Annotated in this window: 14 protein-coding genes; 6 read left to right on the forward strand and 8 right to left on the reverse strand. The window is 74.2% G+C overall.

Translation table 11 applies throughout. The annotated features are described in order from the left end of the window. Positions 1-128: 128 nt before the first annotated feature. Together ABZ493_RS09700 and ABZ493_RS09705 are read right to left on the reverse strand one after the other, a co-directional pair. On the reverse strand, positions 129-1,718 hold the full coding sequence (locus tag ABZ493_RS09700) for a glycosyl hydrolase 53 family protein (RefSeq protein WP_430581955.1): 1,590 nt from the start codon (positions 1,716-1,718) through the stop codon (positions 129-131). Positions 1,719-1,738: 20 nt separating this feature from the next. Then, positions 1,739-3,823, reverse strand: a complete 2,085-nt coding sequence (locus ABZ493_RS09705) for a beta-galactosidase (RefSeq protein ID WP_430581956.1) — start codon at positions 3,821-3,823, stop codon at positions 1,739-1,741. 212 nt (positions 3,824-4,035) lie between these two features. Here ABZ493_RS09705 and ABZ493_RS09710 point away from each other — a divergent pair, with 212 nt between their 5' ends. From ABZ493_RS09710 to ABZ493_RS09725, 4 genes are all read left to right on the forward strand, one after another. Further along, the gene (locus tag ABZ493_RS09710; RefSeq protein ID WP_430581957.1) at positions 4,036-5,361 is read left to right on the forward strand and encodes an extracellular solute-binding protein; all 1,326 of its coding nucleotides are present in this window, start codon (positions 4,036-4,038) and stop codon (positions 5,359-5,361) included. A gap of 106 nt (positions 5,362-5,467) precedes the next feature. Continuing rightward, on the forward strand, positions 5,468-6,418 hold the full coding sequence (locus ABZ493_RS09715; protein ID WP_430581958.1) for a sugar ABC transporter permease: 951 nt from the start codon (positions 5,468-5,470) through the stop codon (positions 6,416-6,418). Between the two features lie 2 nt (positions 6,419-6,420). Continuing rightward, positions 6,421-7,347 (forward strand): carbohydrate ABC transporter permease, encoded by a 927-nt coding sequence (locus ABZ493_RS09720; RefSeq protein WP_430581959.1) that lies wholly within the window; start codon positions 6,421-6,423, stop codon positions 7,345-7,347. A gap of 53 nt (positions 7,348-7,400) precedes the next feature. Then, positions 7,401-8,435, forward strand: a complete 1,035-nt coding sequence (locus ABZ493_RS09725) for a LacI family DNA-binding transcriptional regulator (protein ID WP_430581960.1) — start codon at positions 7,401-7,403, stop codon at positions 8,433-8,435. On the opposite strand, the gene ABZ493_RS09730 is transcribed toward ABZ493_RS09725, so the two are convergent. The 4 genes from ABZ493_RS09730 to ABZ493_RS09745 form a co-directional block, all read right to left on the reverse strand. Next, the gene (locus tag ABZ493_RS09730) at positions 8,378-9,343 is read right to left on the reverse strand and encodes a hypothetical protein (RefSeq protein ID WP_430581961.1); all 966 of its coding nucleotides are present in this window, start codon (positions 9,341-9,343) and stop codon (positions 8,378-8,380) included. The genes ABZ493_RS09725 and ABZ493_RS09730 overlap by 58 nt on opposite strands. Continuing rightward, entirely contained in the window at positions 9,340-11,685 is a 2,346-nt protein-coding gene (locus ABZ493_RS09735) for a hypothetical protein (protein WP_430581962.1), read from the reverse strand. Before ABZ493_RS09735 ends, ABZ493_RS09730 begins: the two co-directional genes overlap by 4 nt. After that, positions 11,682-12,005 carry a hypothetical protein gene (locus ABZ493_RS09740; RefSeq protein ID WP_430581963.1) on the reverse strand — a complete coding sequence of 108 codons (324 nt, stop codon included), beginning with the start codon at positions 12,003-12,005 and terminating at the stop codon, positions 11,682-11,684. The genes ABZ493_RS09735 and ABZ493_RS09740 overlap by 4 nt, the downstream gene beginning before the upstream one ends. Positions 12,006-12,167: 162 nt before the next feature. Next, a complete protein-coding gene (locus ABZ493_RS09745) occupies positions 12,168-12,821 on the reverse strand; it encodes a hypothetical protein (RefSeq protein ID WP_430581964.1) in 654 nt (217 codons plus the stop codon). 275 nt (positions 12,822-13,096) lie between these two features. Between ABZ493_RS09745 and ABZ493_RS09750 the strand changes: the two genes are divergently transcribed. Continuing rightward, positions 13,097-13,975 carry an alpha/beta hydrolase gene (locus ABZ493_RS09750; RefSeq protein ID WP_430581965.1) on the forward strand — a complete coding sequence of 293 codons (879 nt, stop codon included), beginning with the start codon at positions 13,097-13,099 and terminating at the stop codon, positions 13,973-13,975. A gap of 12 nt (positions 13,976-13,987) precedes the next feature. Here ABZ493_RS09750 and ABZ493_RS09755 read toward each other — a convergent pair whose 3' ends face one another. Both ABZ493_RS09755 and ABZ493_RS09760 read right to left on the reverse strand, forming a co-directional pair. Further along, positions 13,988-15,379 (reverse strand): pyridine nucleotide-disulfide oxidoreductase, encoded by a 1,392-nt coding sequence (locus tag ABZ493_RS09755; protein ID WP_430581966.1) that lies wholly within the window; start codon positions 15,377-15,379, stop codon positions 13,988-13,990. 115 nt (positions 15,380-15,494) lie between these two features. Continuing rightward, positions 15,495-16,127, reverse strand: a complete 633-nt coding sequence (locus ABZ493_RS09760; protein WP_430581967.1) for a PepSY domain-containing protein — start codon at positions 16,125-16,127, stop codon at positions 15,495-15,497. Between the two features lie 108 nt (positions 16,128-16,235). On the opposite strand from ABZ493_RS09760, the gene ABZ493_RS09765 reads away from it, so the two are divergent. After that, positions 16,236-16,994, forward strand: coding sequence for a TipAS antibiotic-recognition domain-containing protein (locus tag ABZ493_RS09765; RefSeq protein ID WP_430581968.1), 759 nt, complete (start codon positions 16,236-16,238; stop codon positions 16,992-16,994). Positions 16,995-16,998: the final 4 nt, after the last annotated feature.

Raw genomic sequence — 16,998 nt, forward strand, 5'->3', positions numbered from 1 at the left:
CAGACCCTCGGCTGGGCAACCCCCGCCGAGAAACTCGCCGAGCTACTCTCGACCACCTGACCAACCCGGTGTTGCGATGACCGGTTGAGACCGCCGTACTACCTCGGCCCGCCCGGTACTACCCGGCGTCAGTCGGCGGCGAGCTCGGCCGCGACGGGCGCGAGCAGGCTCCCGTCGTGGTCGAACATCGCCTGGTTCTCCCACGCGTTGCCGGACGTCGGGTCCTCCGGGTCCCAGCCGTTGCCGTCGACGGACGTCCAGGCCGGCTCCCAGTAGACGGCGCCGAGCCCGCGGCCGCCGGGGGCGGCGGCGACCGTGTCCTGCACGGCGCGGAACGCCGCCGCCTGGCCCTCGGGCGTGGCGGGGTAGCCGTCGACCAGCTGGTCCTCGGACGCGATGACGTTCTCCCACGCCGGGTCGTCGTCCTCGAGCGTGAACGGGTACGCCGTCTCGACCACCATGACGTCGCGGTCGTAGCGCGCGGACAGGGTGCCGACGGCCTCCTGCAGGTCGGCGAGCGACCCGTGCCAGTAGCCGTAGTAGCTCAGCCCGACGACGTCGAACGGCACGTCGCGCGCGGTGATCTCGTCGAACCACCAGGTGAGCGAGTCGACGCCGTTGTTGATGTTGGTGAGGTGCAGGATCGTCCGCGTCGACGGCGAGACGGCCTTCACCGCGTCGTGCCCGGCGGTGAGGAACCCGGCGAGCGCGTCCCACTGCGCGCCGGCGACGCCGTCGTCGGGGTCGACGTCCCACGTCTGCCCGTACGGCCACAGCATCCCGGGGTTGATCTCGTTGCCCACCTGCGCGTACGCGACGTCGACGCCCGCGTCGACGAGGGCGGTCATCACCTCGCGGGTGTGCGCGGCGAGCCGGTCGGTCATCTCGGTGACGCTCGACCCGGCCCATGCGGCCGGCACGCCCTGCGCGCCCGGGTCGGTCCACCGGTCGGAGTAGTGGAAGTCGACCATGACGTCCATGCCCGCGGCCTGGATGCGCTTCGCGGTGGCCACGACGTGCGTCACCTCGTTGTAGCCGTCGGCGGGGTCCACCCACACCTTGAGCCGGCCGAGGTTCATGCCGTGGTCGGCGAGGATCTCCACCGCGTCGCCGGGCGTGCCGTCGACGTCGGCGTACGTGGCGCCGTGGTCCTCGTTCTTCGCCAGGCCGGACAGGTCGCCGCCGCGCACGTCGCGCGTCACCCGTCCGCGCTCGACGGCGACGTCGTCGACGCTCGCCCACGCGCCGCCCGCGTCGTCCGACGTCGTGACCGCGAGCGTGCAGTCGCCGCCGCGGCTCTTCGCGGAGACGGCGACGCGCACCCACGCGTCGTCCTGCAGCGTCTGCGGCAGCGTGACGGTGCCGGACGTGCCGTCCGTGCAGGTCAGGGACAGCGTCGAGGTGTCCAGCCCGCCCGACTTCACCCAGGCGCTCGCCGTCCACCAGCCCGTGCTCAGGCGGCCGAGGCGCTGCGACGTCGTGACCTCGTACGGGGCGTCCGACCAGTGCGTCAGCCGGTCGCCGGTGCGGCCGCCGGCCTCCGTCGTCGCGGCGGAGGTTTCGCCGGCGACGGTCCAGCCGTCCAGGCCGGAGAAGCCGGCGTTCGCGGGCTCGACGGCGGACCGGCCGCCGGGCGCGGCCCCCGCGGGCGAGGCGAGGGCGGCCGCCAGGGCGGCGGCGAGCAGGCTCGTGGTGATCGTGCGGGTGCGGTGCGACATCATCGTCCTTTCGCGTCGGGTCAGTGCGGGGTGCGCAGCACGCGCGCCCCGCCGGCGGGGACGACGACGAAGCCTGCGGCATCCTCCCCGGTGAGCAGGTCGGTGGAGCCCGGCACGACGTCGGGCAGCTTGGCGTCGGCGTCGGCGTGGTTCAGCGCCACCGTGTAGACGGCGTCGTCCCCGTGGCGGCGGACGACCTCGAGCTCCGCGGGCAGACCCGCGGGCGCGAGGCCGGCGTCGTCGTACACCCGGGCCATGAGGGGTGCCAGCGCGTCGACGTCGAGCCGCGTCGAGACGTACCAGCCGGTGCCCGTGCCGAGGGAGTTCCGGGTGACCGCCGCGGCGCCGGGTCGCGGGCCGCCGTCGTACGTGGCGACGACCTCCGCGCCGTCGAGCGCCAGGTCGTCGGCCCACACGTCGCCGGTCAGCGCGTCGTCCGACAGCCCGACGACGCCGAGCGTCTCGCCCTCCCGCAGCGGCAGGAACTCCTCGACCGTGAGGCCGAGCGCCCGCCGCAGCGGGGCGCCGTACCCGCCCTCGTGCACGCGGTCGTGCTCGTCCACGACGGCGCTGAAGTAGCTGACCAGCAGCGTGCCGCCGCCCTCGACGTACCGCGTGAGGTTGTCGGCCGCGGACGCCGTGAGCAGGTACGACGCCGGCGCGACGACGAGGCGGTAGCCGGACAGGTCCTGCTCGGGGTGGGCCATGTCGACGGTGAGCCCGTCGCGCCACAGCCGGTCGTAGAACGCCTCGGTGCGCTCGCGGTGCGACGCGTCGACGCTGGGCCGCCACTCGAGGTCCTGCGCCCAGTGCGACTCGTAGTCCCACAACAGCGCGACGTCGGCGCGCACGCGAGACCCGCGCACCTCGGCGAGGCGGCCGAGCTCGGCGCCGAGCGCGCACACCTCGCGGAAGACCCGGCTGCCCGTCCCGGCGTGGGGGAGCATCGCGGAGTGGAACTTCTCGGCGCCGCTGCGCGAGGCCCGCCACTGGAAGAAGAGGATCCCGTCCGCGCCGCGGCCCAGGTGGGACAGGGCATTGCGGCGCTCCTCGCCCGGCCGCTTGGCCACGTTGCGCGGCTGCCAGTTCACGGCCGAGCTGGAGTGCTCCAGGAGCAGCCAGGGCTTGCCGCCCGCGACCGAGCGCGTGAGGTCGGCGGCCATCGCCAGCCCGACGTGGCCCCGCGGGTCGGCGGCGGTGAGGTAGTGGTCGTCGGAGACGACGTCGACCTCGCGACCCCAGGCCCACAGGTCGGTCGACGGGCACGCCGTCGCCATGAAGTTCGTGGTGATCGGCACGGCGGAGTGCGCGCGGATCGCGTCGCGCTCGGCCACGAAGCATTCGCGCAGCATCGCGTCGGTGAACCGCGCGTAGTCGAGGCGCATGGCCGGGTTGGCCACGGTGGGGGTGGCCGACGGCGCGACGACGTGCTCCCACTCGCCGTACACCTGGCCCCAGAAGCGGGTGCCCCACGCGGCGTTGAGGGCGTCGAGCGTGCCGTACCGGGCGCGCAGCCACAGGCGCCAGGCGCGCTGCGCGTGGTCGGAGTAGTCGTCGGAGACGGGGGCGCCGTACTCGTTGTGCACGTGCCACAGCACGACGGCGGGGTGCGAGCCGTAGCGCTCCGCCAGCGCGCCGGCGATGCGGGTGGCGGCGCGACGGTAGGCGGGCGACGACGGCGCGGCGGCGCCGCGGGAGCCGAACTCCAGCACGGTGCCCTCGCGCGTCACGACCCGCGAGTCCGGGTAGGTGCGGAAGAACCACGCCGGCGGCGACGCGGTGGGCGTGCCGAGGTCGACGCGGATGCCGCCCGCGTGCAGCAGGTCGAGCAGCCGGTCGAGCCAGGCGAAGTCGTACTCGCCCTCGCGCGGCTCGAGCAGCGCCCAGCTCCAGATCCCGACGCTCACGAGGTTGACGCCGGCCTCCTGCATGAGCGCGACGTCCTGCGCCCACACCTCCTCCGGCCACTGCTCGGGGTTGTAGTCGCCCCCGTAGGAGATCTCGTCGATGCCGGGCAGCCAGCCGTCGAAGTCCGGGCCGGGCCGGGAGGACGCGGTCCCGGCGGGGACGCCGTCGGGGAGGTCGAGGGGCGTGGCGTCGGGCATGGAAGAGGCTCCTCGCGTCGGTGCTGTGCTCGGCGTGCTGTGCTCGGTCACAGTCGTCGTGACCGGCAACGACTAGGTAACACCACGAAACGGGAAGTTGACAATCCCGGGATGCGTGTCGCTACTGTGACCGTGCACAGCCACACTGTCGTGAGTCGCCCAGCGCTCCCTGCCTGACGCGGCGGTGCGATGGTCCTTGACGAGGAGGAGTCATGCGCCTGACCACAGGCACCCGGATCGCGGCCCTCGCCGCCGCCACCGCGCTGCTCGCGTCCGCCTGCTCCGGCGGTGGCGACGACGCCGGCTCGGACGACGGCGGGTCTGCCGCGGGCCCCGTCGAGCTCACCTTCTGGACGTGGACGCCCAACATGGAGAAGGTCGTCGACCTCTGGAACTCCGAGCACCCCGACATCACGGTCACGGTGAACAAGCAGGACGGCGGCGACCCCGCCGTCACCAAGCTGCTCACCGCGATCAAGGCGGGCTCGGGCGCGCCGGACATCATGCAGGCCGAGTACCAGAAGATCCCCCAGCTCGTGTCCTCGGACGCGCTCGCGGACCTCTCGGGCTCGCTGGGCGACGACGTCCCCGGGCACTTCGCCGACGGCGTGTGGGACGCCGTCACCCTCGGGTCGGACGCCGTCTACGCGGTGCCGCAGGACTCCGGGCCGATGCAGTTCTACTACCGGGCCGACATCTTCGAGAAGCTCGGCATCGACGTCCCCACCACCTGGGACGAGTACGCGGACGCGGCGCGGAAGGTGCACGAGGCCGACCCGAAGGCGTACCTCGGCACGTTCTCGGCCAACGACGCGGGCTGGTTCGCCGGCATCACGCAGCAGGCCGGCGCGTCCTGGTACGGGATCGACGGCGACGCGTGGTCGGTGGACATCGACTCCGACGCCACGACGAAGGTCGCCGAGTACTGGGGCGGCCTCGTGGAGGAGGGCGTCATCGACAACAGGCCGATGTACACGCCCGAGTGGAACGCCGGCCTGAACGACGGCACCCAGGTGGGCTGGCTGTCGGCGATCTGGGCGCCCGGCGTCCTGTCGGGCAACGCCGCCGACACGGCCGGGAAGTGGGAGATGGCGCCGATGCCGCAGTGGGACGCCGACGCGCCCGCCACCGGCGCGTGGGGCGGCTCGGCCACCGCGGTGACCTCGCAGTCGGAGCACCCGGAGCAGGCCGCCGAGTTCGTCACCTGGCTGAACACGGACCCGGAGGCCGTGCAGGCGCTCGTGGACGAGGCCGGCATCTACCCGGCCGACGTCCCCGCGAGCACGGAGGCGCTGAGCGACCCGCCGGAGTTCTTCTCCAACCAGCCCGACTTCTACGAGGTCGCGGCGCAGACGGCGCAGACGGTGCAGCCGTTCACCTACGGCCCGAACATCAACGTCGCCTACTCGGCGTACAACGACGAGTTCGCCAAGGCCACCAAGGCCAAGACGGCGAGCGCGTTCGTCGACGCCGTCGGTGCCATGCAGCAGATCACGCTCGACGACCTGAAGAACCAGGGCTTCAACGTCAGCGAGTGACGACGCGGGCCGCCCGGGGCCGGGAGATCCCCCCGGGCGGCCCGACCCACGTCGACCGCGATCGCCGTCGAGCACGGTCCGCGCAGATCCGAGAGGGAAGCCTGAGATGACCACGACCACCGCCGCGCCGCCGGTCCGCGCGACCGGGCCCAGCACGTCCGGCCGGCGCCGGCTCGCCCCGTGGGGGTTCCTCGCGCCGGCGATCGTGCTGTTCGTCCTCTTCCTGGCGCTCCCGATCGCGTACGCGGTCTACCTGTCGTTCCGCACGGAGAAGGTGAGCGGGCTGGGTCTCGGCTCCGGCTCGCGCACGGAGGTGTGGGCCGGGCTGTCCAACTACGCGGCCGCCCTCGGGGACCCGGAGTTCCTCGCGTCCGTGGGGCGCGTGGCGCTGTACGGGCTGATCGTCGTGCCGACGATGCTCGGCCTGGCGCTGCTGTTCGCGCTGCTGCTCGACTCGCGGCGGGCGCGGACGCGCACGTTCTCGCGCACGGCGATCTTCCTGCCCTACGCGGTGCCGGCCGTGATCTCGTCGCTGCTGTGGGGCTTCCTCTACCTGCCCGGCGTCAGCCCGTTCTACGACCTGTTCGAGCGGTTCGGCTGGGACGTGCCGTCGCTGTTCGAGGGCGACCTCGTGATGTTCGCCGTCGCGAACATCGCCGTCTGGGGCGGCACGGGGTTCAACATGATCGTCATCTACACGGCGCTCAAGGCGGTGCCGTCGGAGCTGTACGAGGCGGCGGAGCTCGACGGCGCCTCGCAGGTGGCGGTGGCCCTGCGGATCAAGATCCCGATCGTCACGCCGTCGATCATCATGACCGCCGTCTTCTCGATGATCGCGACGCTCCAGGTGTTCGCCGAGCCCACCACGCTGCGTCCGCTGAGCAACGCGATCTCGACCACCTGGACCCCGCTGATGAAGGTGTACCGCGACGCGTTCACGCGCGGCGACCTGTACTCGGCCGCCGCGACCTCGGTGATCATCGCCGCGGCGACGTTCGTGCTCTCGTTCGGCTTCCTGCGCCTCGTGCAGGGCCGCGCCTTCGGCCAGGAGAAGTGACCATGACGACGCTGACCAGCCCACCGCCCGCCGACGCCCCGGCCCGCTCCGACGTCCGCCGTCCGGCCGCCAACGGCCGCCGGCACTGGCGCGGCGCCGGCGACCGGCCGTCCGCCGTGGCGACCACGATCCTCCTGCTGGGGGCCCTGTACTGCCTGCTGCCCGTGGTGTGGGTGGTGGTGGCCTCGACGAAGTCCGGGTCCGAGCTGTTCTCCAGCTTCACGTTCGCGCCGTCCACCCACCTGGCCGACAACGTGGCCGAGCTCTCCGCGTACCGCGACGGGCTGTTCTGGCGCTGGATGCTCAACACCGCCCTGTACGCCGGCGTCGGCGCGATCCTGTCGACGCTCGTGTCCGCGATGGCCGGGTACGGCCTGGCGAAGTACACGTTCGCCGGCAAGAACGCGGTGTTCAACGTGCTGCTCGCGGGCGTGCTCGTGCCCGCCATCGTCCTCGCGATCCCGCAGTACCTGCTGCTGGCCGAGCTCGACCTCACCAACACGTACTGGTCGGTGCTGCTGCCCAGCATCATCAGCCCGTACGGCATCTACCTGGCCCGCATCTACGCGGCCGCGGCCGTGCCCGACGAGGTGGTCGAGGCGGCCCGGACCGACGGCGCGAGCGAGACCCGCACGTTCTTCCAGGTCGCCGTGCCCATGCTCGTGCCCGGCCTCGTGACCGTGTTCCTGTTCCAGTTCGTCGCGATCTGGAACAACTTCATGCTGCCGTACATCATGCTCGGCGACGACAGGCTGTTCCCGATCACCGTGGGGCTGTCGGGCCTGCTCAACCAGGGCGCCAGTCAGCCCGCCATGTACACGCTCGTGATCACCGGCGCGCTGCTGTCGATCGTGCCGCTCGTGGCGCTGTTCTTCGCGCTGCAGCGGTTCTGGCAGGTGGACCTCGCCGCCGGCGCGGTGAAGTCGTGAACCGTCCTCGTGCCGGGCAGGTCGGGGCCGCCGGTGTCCCTAGACTCGCGGGCGTGGAGGGAACGGGTGGGCACGGGGCCGACGACGGCCGGGCGAAGCGCCCCACGATCCGCGACGTCGCGGCGGTCGCGGGGGTGTCGCGGGGCACCGTGTCGCGGGTCATCAACGGCGGGCACTGGGTGTCGCCGGACGCGCGGACCGCGGTGGAGGCGGCCATCCGCACCACGGGGTACCGCGCGAACCCGCACGCCCGTTCCCTGGTGACGGGGCGCGCCAACTCGGTCGCGTTCCTCCTCACGGAGGAGCAGCACCTGCTGTTCGAGGACCCCAACTTCTCCCTGCTGCTGCGCGGTGCCACGCATGCCGCCGCCGAGCGGGAGATGCCGATGGTGCTGCTCGTCGCGGGCACGGACCAGGAGCGGCGCCGGGTGGCGCAATACCTGGAGGCCGGGCACGTGGACGGGGTGCTGCTGATCAGCTCCCACCGCGGCAACCCGATGATGGGGGAGCTGCTGCGCCACGAGATCCCCACCGTCGCGTGCGGCGTCCCGCTCGGGTACGAGGGCAAGGTCGGGTATGTCGCGGCCGACGACCGGTCCGGCGGTCGCGCGATGACGCAGCACCTGTGGGACACCGGCCGGCGGCGCATCGCCACCATCACCGGCCCGATGGACACCCCGGGCGGGGTGCTGCGCCTGGAGGGGTACCGCGAGGTGCTGGGCGACGCCTACGACCCGGGGCTGGTCGTGCACGGCGACTACTCCCGCGAGAGCGGGCGCCTCGCCATGACCGAGCTGCTCGAGCGGCGGCCGGACGTCGACGCCGTGTTCGTGCACTCCGACCTCATGGCCGCCGGCGCCCTGGTCGCGCTGCAGGCCGCGGGTCGCAGCGTGCCCGGCGACGTCGCCGTCGGCGGGTTCGACGACTCCGGCGTCGCCGCGCAGCTGCACCCGCCGCTGACCACGATGCGGCAGCCGTACGAGCGCATCAGCGCCGAGATGGTGCGGCTGCTGCTGGAGGTCGTCGACGGTCAGGAGCCCGCCGCCATCACGCTGCCCACCTCCCTCGTCGTGCGCGACTCGGCCTGAGCGACCGAGGTCGCCCTGCCCGAGGTCGTCCCGTCCGAGGTCGTCCCGTCCGTGGCGGGGAACGACGGCGGGTCCGCGCGCACCTCGTCCGCCAGCCGCTCCAGCAGCGCCGCCGGCTCCAGGTCGGCGGGGAGACGGACGCCCTCGGGGACGAGGACGCCGACCGCGACGAAGGCGCCCTCGGCGACCGTGGCGAGCGACGTGGTGCGGAACTCCTTGCCGTCCGTGCCGCGCTGGTGGGTGGTGAGGCCGAACGGCCCGAGGTCGTCGAGCTCGAGGCTGTACCGCTCGTCGCGGGTGAGCCGCCGGCCGACGTACTCGACGGACCGCACCGTTCCGTCCGCGGTCCAGACCGGCGAGTGGTCGTCGAGCCCGTGGTCGGCGGCGACCTCCGCCTCGTACTGCAGCCGCCACACCTTGGCGCCCTGGTCCGTGGACGTGTAGGGGCCGTACGGAGAGACGGTGACGAACGTGATCACCTGGACACCGTCCACGTCGACGCCGGAGGTGGCGTCCCGCGGGTAGGGCCCGTCCGCGCGGTACCTCCAGGGGAGCACCCCGTCGCTCGTGGTCGTGAACTGGATGCCCGCGAAGTCGCCGGCGAACAACGGCCCGAGCGGGTCGTACATGACCGCCGAGACGCTCCACCCCGGCTGCCGCATCGTCGTCATCCGCGAGGTGTCCACGGGCAGTGCGGCGGCGTCGTGGCCGGGGAACTCGTCCGCGGTGAGCCCCCACGGTTCCGGGCTCCAGTGGGCGGCCTCGGCGATCGCACGGTCCCGCTGCCAGTCCCGCCAGGCGTCCCTGCCGAGGTGGTGCCAGAGGAACAGGCCCGTCACGACGAGGGTGAGGACCAGGAGCGGGGTCACGCTCGGGTTGGCGAAGACGCGCCGCATCGCGGTGCTCATGAACATGGCTCCTCGGGATCGGACTGGTTGTCGAACGTCTGGTCGAACGTCGCCGCCGGGTCGGAACCGTTCTCGGACGGGTCGAGCTCACCGACGAGCCGCTCGAGCTCGCCTGCGGAGCGACCCGGATCGCGCTCGTTCTCGACCAGGGCCTCGTACATGACGGGCGCGTACCGGTCGACCAACGCGTCCTCGTCCGCCCGGACCGTCTCGCGCGCCTCGTGGAGAGGGGCTTCGGGGTCGAGGAACGACAGCGCCGGCCCGCTCGCGAGCGACACGGCCTCGGTCACGGCCTTGCTCCCGAACTTGAGATAGCCGACGCCGGCCCCCGCCAGCTCGACGTAGGTCTCGCGGGTCACCACCTCGGCCTTGGCCGCCTCGATGGTCTCGGCCTGCATCCCGCCGGCGACCGCGCCGATGTCGCTCAGAGCGGCCCTGACGAGCGGTGCGCCCGTGCTCACGTCCGCGTCCACGACGTCCGACGTGGCGTGCTCGAGCGTGGTCGCCGCGTAGCGGTCCGTCACGCCCAGCCAGGCGGCCGCGGCCTCGGGGGTGCGGGACGTCGCCCCGATGACGTCGCGCAGGGCGAACGCGTCGAGCTGGGGCTGGACCACGAGGGGGAACAGCTCGTCGAAGCCCGGTGCCGCCTCGGCGTCGAGGTCGAGGCCCGGGTCAGGGGGTGGTTCGGCGCCCGTGCAGCTGGTCGTCACGCCCTGGACCCGGGAGGCGTCGCCCATGGCCGGGACATAGGGCTCGTAGGCGAGGGCGACGGACCGTGCTGCCTCGTCGGCCAGCCCTGGGGCCAGGAGCAGGCCGTCCGGCAACGCCTCCGTCGCGTGCGAGACGAGGAGCGCCGCACGTGCCTGGTCGCCGCGGTCGGCGGACGTCGACCCGACGTCGACGGCGGCACCGAAGGCGCGTGCGACGGCGCGGCCCCCGTCGGGCCACCCGGCGTGGGGCGCGCTGCCGAGCCAGCGCGAGGCCGCCGCCGCGGTGCGGTGCTGGTCGGCGGGCGCGAGCCGGTCGAACGCCAGCCTCGGGTGTGCGGCGAGCCCGCCGGCGACGGCGACGACCACCGGCGTCAGGAAGGTGAACGACGTGTCGGCCACGGAGCGTTCCGTCCACCAGTCGGCCAACGCCTCGTCGGCCCCGGCGTGCACGGCCGCCGGCAGCGTCGCCGGGAGCAGCGCGGCGGCGATCTTCGCCTCGCCAGGCGGGGTGAACGGCGAGGCCGCGCCGGCCGCGACGTCTCCCACGATCCGCCGTCCCAGGTCGTGCTGCTCCTGGGGTGACGCCGTCTGCGCCCACAGGTGGACTCCTTCGCCGAGCACCCGCGCCAGCCCGTCGTCGATGCCCGGATCCAGCACGTCGCCGAGCCACCCGGTGACCGGGCTGACCTGTCCCGGTGGCCGGACGGCGAGCGCGTCGTAGAGCCGGGCAGGGCTGGCCGAGTCCCAGAAGACCGCCCAGAAGGCGGGATCGTCGGCGTGCGCGGTCAGGACGTGCCGGAGATCCTCCCGCACCGCGTGCCGTGCGGAGGGCGCCCCCGTCGCGGCGCGCGGCAGCAGCGCGACCGCAGCGCGCGCGGCCGCACCGGAGGCCTGGAGACGCGCCGGGTCGGCGCCGGCCGTGATGATCGCCCGGACCGCACGGACGTCGGCGAGCGCGGACAGTGCGGTGGCAGCCTGGCGCGATGCCTCGTCCTTCGTGTCCCGGGCGGCGCGCCAGCGGGACTCCGCCGCCGCGGCGTCCGCGCGCGCCGCCGCGAGCTCCCGCAGCGCGATGCCGAGCCGCAGGTGGGCGTGCGCCGGGCCGCCGTCCGACCACTTGCCGTCCGACCACTTGCCGTCCGACCACTCGCCGTCCGACCAGCCCGTGCCCGGTGCCGTGGACCCGGACCACCCGGCGTCGGGGTCGAGGGCCCCCGGGGCGCCGGCGGCGACGATGTTCCACGTGGAACGACGCGCCTCGTCCGCCTCGGCCTGCCACCGCGCCTCCCTGCCGAGAGCCTCCGCGCGCTCGGCGATCGCCCGCTGCGCCGACGCATGGGCGTCGTGCAGCACGACGGCATGGCGGCGCAGCGTGGAGGCCGCCGCCTCGAGCATGCCCCCGCTCGCCCGGGCGTCGTCGGCCGCCGTGGTGACCCGCTCGCTCGCCCGTTCGACGGCCGTGCTGCGCTGCACGTCGAGCGAGGCGCGCACCCGCAGCAGCCGGGTGCGTGCGTCAGCGAGCCGTTCCGCGGTGCGCGACGCGGCCTCCGCGACGTCGACCAGGGCGGATGGGCTGGCGGGCAGGGGCGCGAGCTCACCGCCGGGCGGTGCCGGCCGCCCGCCGGGCGTCATGCGTGGTCCCCATGGCGGGACCCGCCGAGCAGCGCGGCCAGGTGCTGCGCCGTCCCGCGTTCCGCCCCCTCGAAGACCTCGGCCGCGCGAGAGAGACCCGCGCCCAGCGACCCCAGCTCGCCCACGAGGGCCTCGTGGGCGGCGCGCCACGCCGTGGCCAGGCCCTGCAGGGCGGCCGACAGGCCGGCATCGCCGCTCGCGTCGGGCGCCGCCGCCGTGGTCAGCAGGCCGCTGGACACCTCGGCGAGCGATGACGTGGCACCGCTCAGGTCGGCTGCTGCCGTGGCGAGGGTCGTGGTGTCGAGGTCGAGCTGGGTCATCCCGTCCCTGTCCGTCGTCGGGTCGTCGGTTCCTGCGCCGGGGCGCGGGGACGACGCTAATGACGACGGGCACAAGGAGACCGAAGTTATCCACAGGGCCGCCCTGGCGGGCCAGGGCGCACCGGCAGGCGCTCGGCGCCGCCGTGCGAATCCCCGGCGGCCTCAGTCCCACCAGGCGCGGAACCACGGCTCCTCCGTCCGCGTGGCCCCGCCGCGGTCAGGTCGGGGTCCGCGCCACGGCACGACCTCGTCCGGGGCCGCCCGCATGTCGTCGATGCCGAGCCCGGTGAGGGCTCCCACGACCTCCGCGGACCGGTGGTCCGGCCCGCGCCCAGGCCCGAGCAGGTCCCCGTCGGGCCGGAACAGCACCCCGGTCGCGGTGATCCGCTCGTCGCAGCGCAGCGGCCCGACGACGTACCCCTGCGCGCGGATGCGGTCGGGGTGCCGCACGACGGCCCGCAGCACGGCGCCGAGCGTGGGGCCGAGGTTCTGCCGCTGGGTCGCGAGCTCGTGCTCACCGAGCCGCTCGAGCAGCCCGGCGGCGGTGCGCTCGTCGAGCGCGACGAAGGGGTAGAACCCCGGGGTGGTCGAGCCGGTGAGCACGGGCTCGAGCAGCACGTCGAGCCCGTCGTCGAGCAACCAGCCGTGGCGGTCCGGACACGACCCGCCCAGGGTGCCGTGGTGCGCGTGGTCCTCGCGGGACGCGAGCTCGCGCTCGCGCCTCCAGGCGGACTGCAGGTCGACGAGCTCGGGCGGGACGAACCTCGCAGACCGGGGTGCCGGCAGCGGGGGCGGTGGTGTGGTCGCGACGGGCATTCGGGCTCCTCGGGCTCCTCGGTGCGGGACGGGCGTCCGGGACCGAGCCTGCAGCGCGGCGCTGCCGCGGGGAGCCACCGGTCGCGCACCTGTGGACGACGCGATCCTGGGGGCAGCCTCCAGGCCCCGGCGTCTCGCGCCGCCGACCTGTCCCGCGCGATGAGCAGGGCAGACGACGCGGGTCGCTGACAGGGACCGATGAGTTCCCTGCCGCGCGCGTGTCAGAGGGGTGCGGCACGATCGCCGCATCCCTCGATGCCGACGGAGGCAGGCCCATGAGCGCCCAGCAGACCTTCACCGTGGACGTGCCCGGCGCCGTCCTCACCTACGACGTCCGGCTGCCGGCCGGCACGAGCGACGCGCCACCGCTGTTCGTCCTCGGCTCGCCGATGGCGGCGTCCGGTTTCACGCAGCTGCTCGGGCACCTCGACGACCGCGCCGTGATCACGTTCGACCCGCGCGGGGCCGAGCGCAGCACGCTCGCACCCGACGGCGAGGTCTCGGTGGAGCTCCACGCCGACGACTTCCATCGCGTGGTGGCCGCCGCCCGGCCGCTGATCGGGGACCGGCCCGTCGACGTGTTCGCCTCCAGCGGCGGCGCCGTCAACGTGCTCCCGTGGGTCGTGGCGCACCCTGACGAGCTGGGCACCGTCGTGGCGCACGAGCCTCCGCTGTGGGCCCTGCTGGAGGACCGTGACGTCCAGCGGAAGGTCACCGCCGACATCGTCGAGACGTACCAGCGCGACGGCTTCGGCCCCGCGATGGCGAAGTTCATCCAGGTCTCGATGCAGGACGCGCCGCTCACCGAGGACTACCTGGCGCTGCCCGCGCCCGATCCGGCGATGTTCGGCCTGCCCACCGAGGACGACGGGTCCCGCGGCGACCTGCTGCTCGACGGCAACATGCGTGCGCTGCCCTGGTTCGAGCCCGACCTCGACGCGTTGCGCCGCACCGGCGTGCGGCTGCTGCCCGCCGTCGGCGAGCAGGGGCCCGGCACGATGCCGCGCCGCGGGGGAGAGGCGCTGGCCGCGGCGCTCGGCGTCGAGCCCGTCGTCTTCCCCGGCGACCACGGTGGCTTCGCGTCCAACGAGTGGTCCCCGGACAACGACCCGGCGGCCTTCGCGGCCCGCCTCCGCGAGGTGCTCGCCGGCTGAGGGCGGGCGCCGTCAGACCCGCACCCCGGCGTCGCGGCCGATCCGTCCCAGCCCGGCGATGCCCGCGGGGGCGTACTCGAGGTACCGCTCGACGGCGGCGCGCACCTCGGGGCGGGCGGCCTCCTCGGGCGGCACCCGGGCGGGGTTGAGCAGCACGGCGCGGGCCCAGGCGGCGACGTCCGGGTCTGCCATGAACGTCGCGGCGGCCTGTGCGCCGCGGCCCTGCATGGCCGCCCAGTCGGTGGGCGTGCTCCAGAAGGGCGTCGGCAGGCACAGGGCGTTCTTCTCGGCGTCGGGCCGGTCGTGACGGGTGCCCTCCACGTAGCCGACCAGCGCCGCGCAGAACGCCGGGAACCCCGCCCGCACCAGCTGGAGCGTGATCCGCTCGCCCCAGATCGGCAGCGCAGGGCGCATGCGCAGTCCGTACGCCGCGCAGTGCACGACGACAGCGCCGTGCGGCACCGCGACCTCCGCGTCGTCGAGCACCAGCCGCCCGGGCTCGACCCGCCGCAGGTGGCCCGCGCGGACCACACGGGTCACCGACCGCAGCAGCTCGAGCTCCCACCGGCCGAGCGTCGGCGTGCGGGCCATGGTCGGCATCACCGCCGGGTCGATGCGCGTCATGACGCCGGCGTCCTCGAGGCGCAGGAAGAGGTCGTCCGGCGACGAGGCGTCGCAGGCCGTGGCCATGAGAGTGCCCGCCATGCCCAGGAAGATCGCCGGGTCAGGCTGGATCACCGCCCGGTCGAGCATCCACGGGTCCCGCGGACGCACCCAGTGGATCGCGTCGGGGTCGACGCCGCGCCCGAGCAGCCACACCACCGCGTCGGTCGCCGTCTTCCCCGACCCGACGACGACGTACGCGGCGGCCTCCCCGACGTCCGGCAGCCCGCCCGCGGGGACGACACGGGCGCCGTCGTCGACGTCGAACGGCGGCGGGCCCACGGCCGGGATCGACGGGGCGAGGTAGCGGGCGTCGACCACGCGCCGTCGGACCCGCGGCTCGACGACGTCCCCCGACGCCAGGTCGACGAGCAGGCCGTCGCGGTACTCGACACCGCCGAGCAGCTCGACCCGCCCGGTCGGCAGCAGCCGGTCGGTGAGCACGCCGGCGTAGTACGCGGTGATCTCGGTGCCGGTGGCGCGCTCGTGCAACCCCCGCTCCGGGCTCGACCCCTGGATGCGTCCCGAGCCGAGGCGGGTGGACGCGACCCCGTAGAGCTGCGACGCCTGGTGGAGGCGCACGAACGGGTAGGCGTCCAGCCAGTGCCCGCCCGGGGCCGTGCGCCGGTCGACGAGCGTCGCGCGCGCGGTCGGGTCGTGGTCGACGAGCGCGTCGACGAACGCCATCCCGGCCGCCCCGGCGCCGACGACCAGGTAGTCGGTGTCGACCGAGCGGGCCATGCTTCCAGTGACCCACCGGAGTCACGGGCCGGTCAACGGGCCGAGGGGGTGATGGGGAGGTGATTGAGCGTGCCCCGGGCGACGTCGGCCGACGCCGGCTGGGGCCGGCCGCGCGTCAGTCGTCGTCGCGCTCCTGGACGACCTTCCCGTCCTGGGCGCCGACGCGGTAGTCCGTCTCGACGCCGTCCACCAGCACCGTGACCGACCAGTGGTACCGGCCGTCGTCGTCCAGCTCGGCGTCGTCGAGCTCGCCGCCGGCCTTCGCGACCGTCCGCTCGATCGCCTGGGTGATCGAGAACGTCGCGGCGTCCAGCGCGCGGCGGTCGTCGGCGTCCAGGTCGTCGTCCTGCGTGCCGACCACCTCGGTGCCGTCCGCGCTGACCTCGACCTCGACGCTGATCGTGCCCGTCGCGACGTCGACCTCCCAGGTGTTGTCACGGTCCGGGTCGTCGATGGCGAAGGCGGTGCCGCCCGCCTTCTTCTCGGCGGTGGCGATGGCCAGCAGCCCGGCGGCCGTGCGGTGCTCCGGCGGCGCGGACGCGCTCGGCGACGAGGCGCCCTCGGTAGCGTCGTCTGCTGCGTCGTCCGTCCCTGTGCCCGTCGCGGTGTCGTCGCCGGCGGGCGTCGCGGTCTCCCCGGCGGGCGCCCCGCCGTCGTCGGAGCCGTCGGCGCAGGCGGTGAGGGTGAGACCGAGCGTCACGGCGAGGGCGGCGGGGACGGCGAGGCGGCGTGCGGTGCGGTTGCTCATGTCGACGATCCTCCGGGCGGTCGGTGGCCCCCGCATGAGATGCAGAGGAGAAGGTCCTCATCCGCCGCCCTTGCGGTTGACGTGGCGTCAACCTTTACCGTCGGTGACATGACCCGTTCCATCCAGGACGTCGCCCGGCTCGCCGGGGTCAGCAGCCGCACCCTGCGGCACTACGACCAGATCGGTCTGCTGCCGCCGTCGGGCACCGGTCCCGGCGGGCTGCGGCACTACGACGACGCGGCGGTCCGGCGCCTGCAGCGCATCCTGCTGCTGCGTGACCTGGGGCTGCCGCTGACCGACGTCGGCCGGGTGCTCGACGAGCAGGCGGACGAGGCCGGCGCGCTGCGCCGGCACCTCGACCAGCTGCGGGACGAGCAGGACCGGCTCGCGAGGCAGATCGCGTCGGTGGAGCGGACCGTGACCGCGATCGAGAAGGGAGAACAGCTCATGGCCGAGGACATGCTCGACGGCTTCGACCACACACAGCACGAGGAGGAGGTGACCGAGCGCTGGGGCGCCGACGCGTACGCGAAGAGCGACGCGTGGTGGCGCGGGCTCGGGGCCGAGAAGCAGAAGGAGTGGCAGGCGCGCACGAAGGAGCTCGCCGAGGCGTGGGGCGAGGCCGCGCGCCGCGGCGTCGACCCGACGTCCGACGAGGCGCAGGCCCTCGCCGCCCGGCACGCCGCGTGGCTCGGCGGCATCCCCGGCACGCCGGGGTCCGACCGGGGGCGGCCGACGAAGGAGTACGTCGTGGGCCTGGCGGAGATGTACGTGGCCGACCCGCGGTTCGCGAAGAACTACGGCGGCACGGAGGGCGCGACGTTCGTGCGCGACGCCCTCGTCGCCTACGCGGAGCGCGAGCTCTGACCCG

Origin of the sequence: Isoptericola sp. NPDC019482, assembly GCF_040632295.1 — a bacterium.
Taxonomy (GTDB): domain Bacteria; phylum Actinomycetota; class Actinomycetes; order Actinomycetales; family Cellulomonadaceae; genus Isoptericola.

Bases quoted from the DNA above. Each gene is read 5' to 3' on its own strand.
- ABZ493_RS09740 (WP_430581963.1), bottom strand. From the start codon at position 12,005: ATGACCCAGCTCGACCTCGACACCACGACCCTCGCCACGGCAGCAGCC.
- ABZ493_RS09765 (WP_430581968.1), top strand. From the start codon at position 16,236: ATGACCCGTTCCATCCAGGACGTCGCCCGGCTCGCCGGGGTCAGCAGC.
- ABZ493_RS09705 (WP_430581956.1), bottom strand. From the start codon at position 3,823: ATGCCCGACGCCACGCCCCTCGACCTCCCCGACGGCGTCCCCGCCGGG.
- ABZ493_RS09720 (WP_430581959.1), top strand. From the start codon at position 6,421: ATGACGACGCTGACCAGCCCACCGCCCGCCGACGCCCCGGCCCGCTCC.
- ABZ493_RS09715 (WP_430581958.1), top strand. From the start codon at position 5,468: ATGACCACGACCACCGCCGCGCCGCCGGTCCGCGCGACCGGGCCCAGC.
- ABZ493_RS09750 (WP_430581965.1), top strand. From the start codon at position 13,097: ATGAGCGCCCAGCAGACCTTCACCGTGGACGTGCCCGGCGCCGTCCTC.
- ABZ493_RS09700 (WP_430581955.1), bottom strand. From the start codon at position 1,718: ATGTCGCACCGCACCCGCACGATCACCACGAGCCTGCTCGCCGCCGCC.
- ABZ493_RS09710 (WP_430581957.1), top strand. From the start codon at position 4,036: ATGCGCCTGACCACAGGCACCCGGATCGCGGCCCTCGCCGCCGCCACC.
- ABZ493_RS09745 (WP_430581964.1), bottom strand. From the start codon at position 12,821: ATGCCCGTCGCGACCACACCACCGCCCCCGCTGCCGGCACCCCGGTCT.
- ABZ493_RS09760 (WP_430581967.1), bottom strand. From the start codon at position 16,127: ATGAGCAACCGCACCGCACGCCGCCTCGCCGTCCCCGCCGCCCTCGCC.
- ABZ493_RS09735 (WP_430581962.1), bottom strand. From the start codon at position 11,685: ATGACGCCCGGCGGGCGGCCGGCACCGCCCGGCGGTGAGCTCGCGCCC.
- ABZ493_RS09755 (WP_430581966.1), bottom strand. From the start codon at position 15,379: ATGGCCCGCTCGGTCGACACCGACTACCTGGTCGTCGGCGCCGGGGCG.
- ABZ493_RS09730 (WP_430581961.1), bottom strand. From the start codon at position 9,343: ATGAGCACCGCGATGCGGCGCGTCTTCGCCAACCCGAGCGTGACCCCG.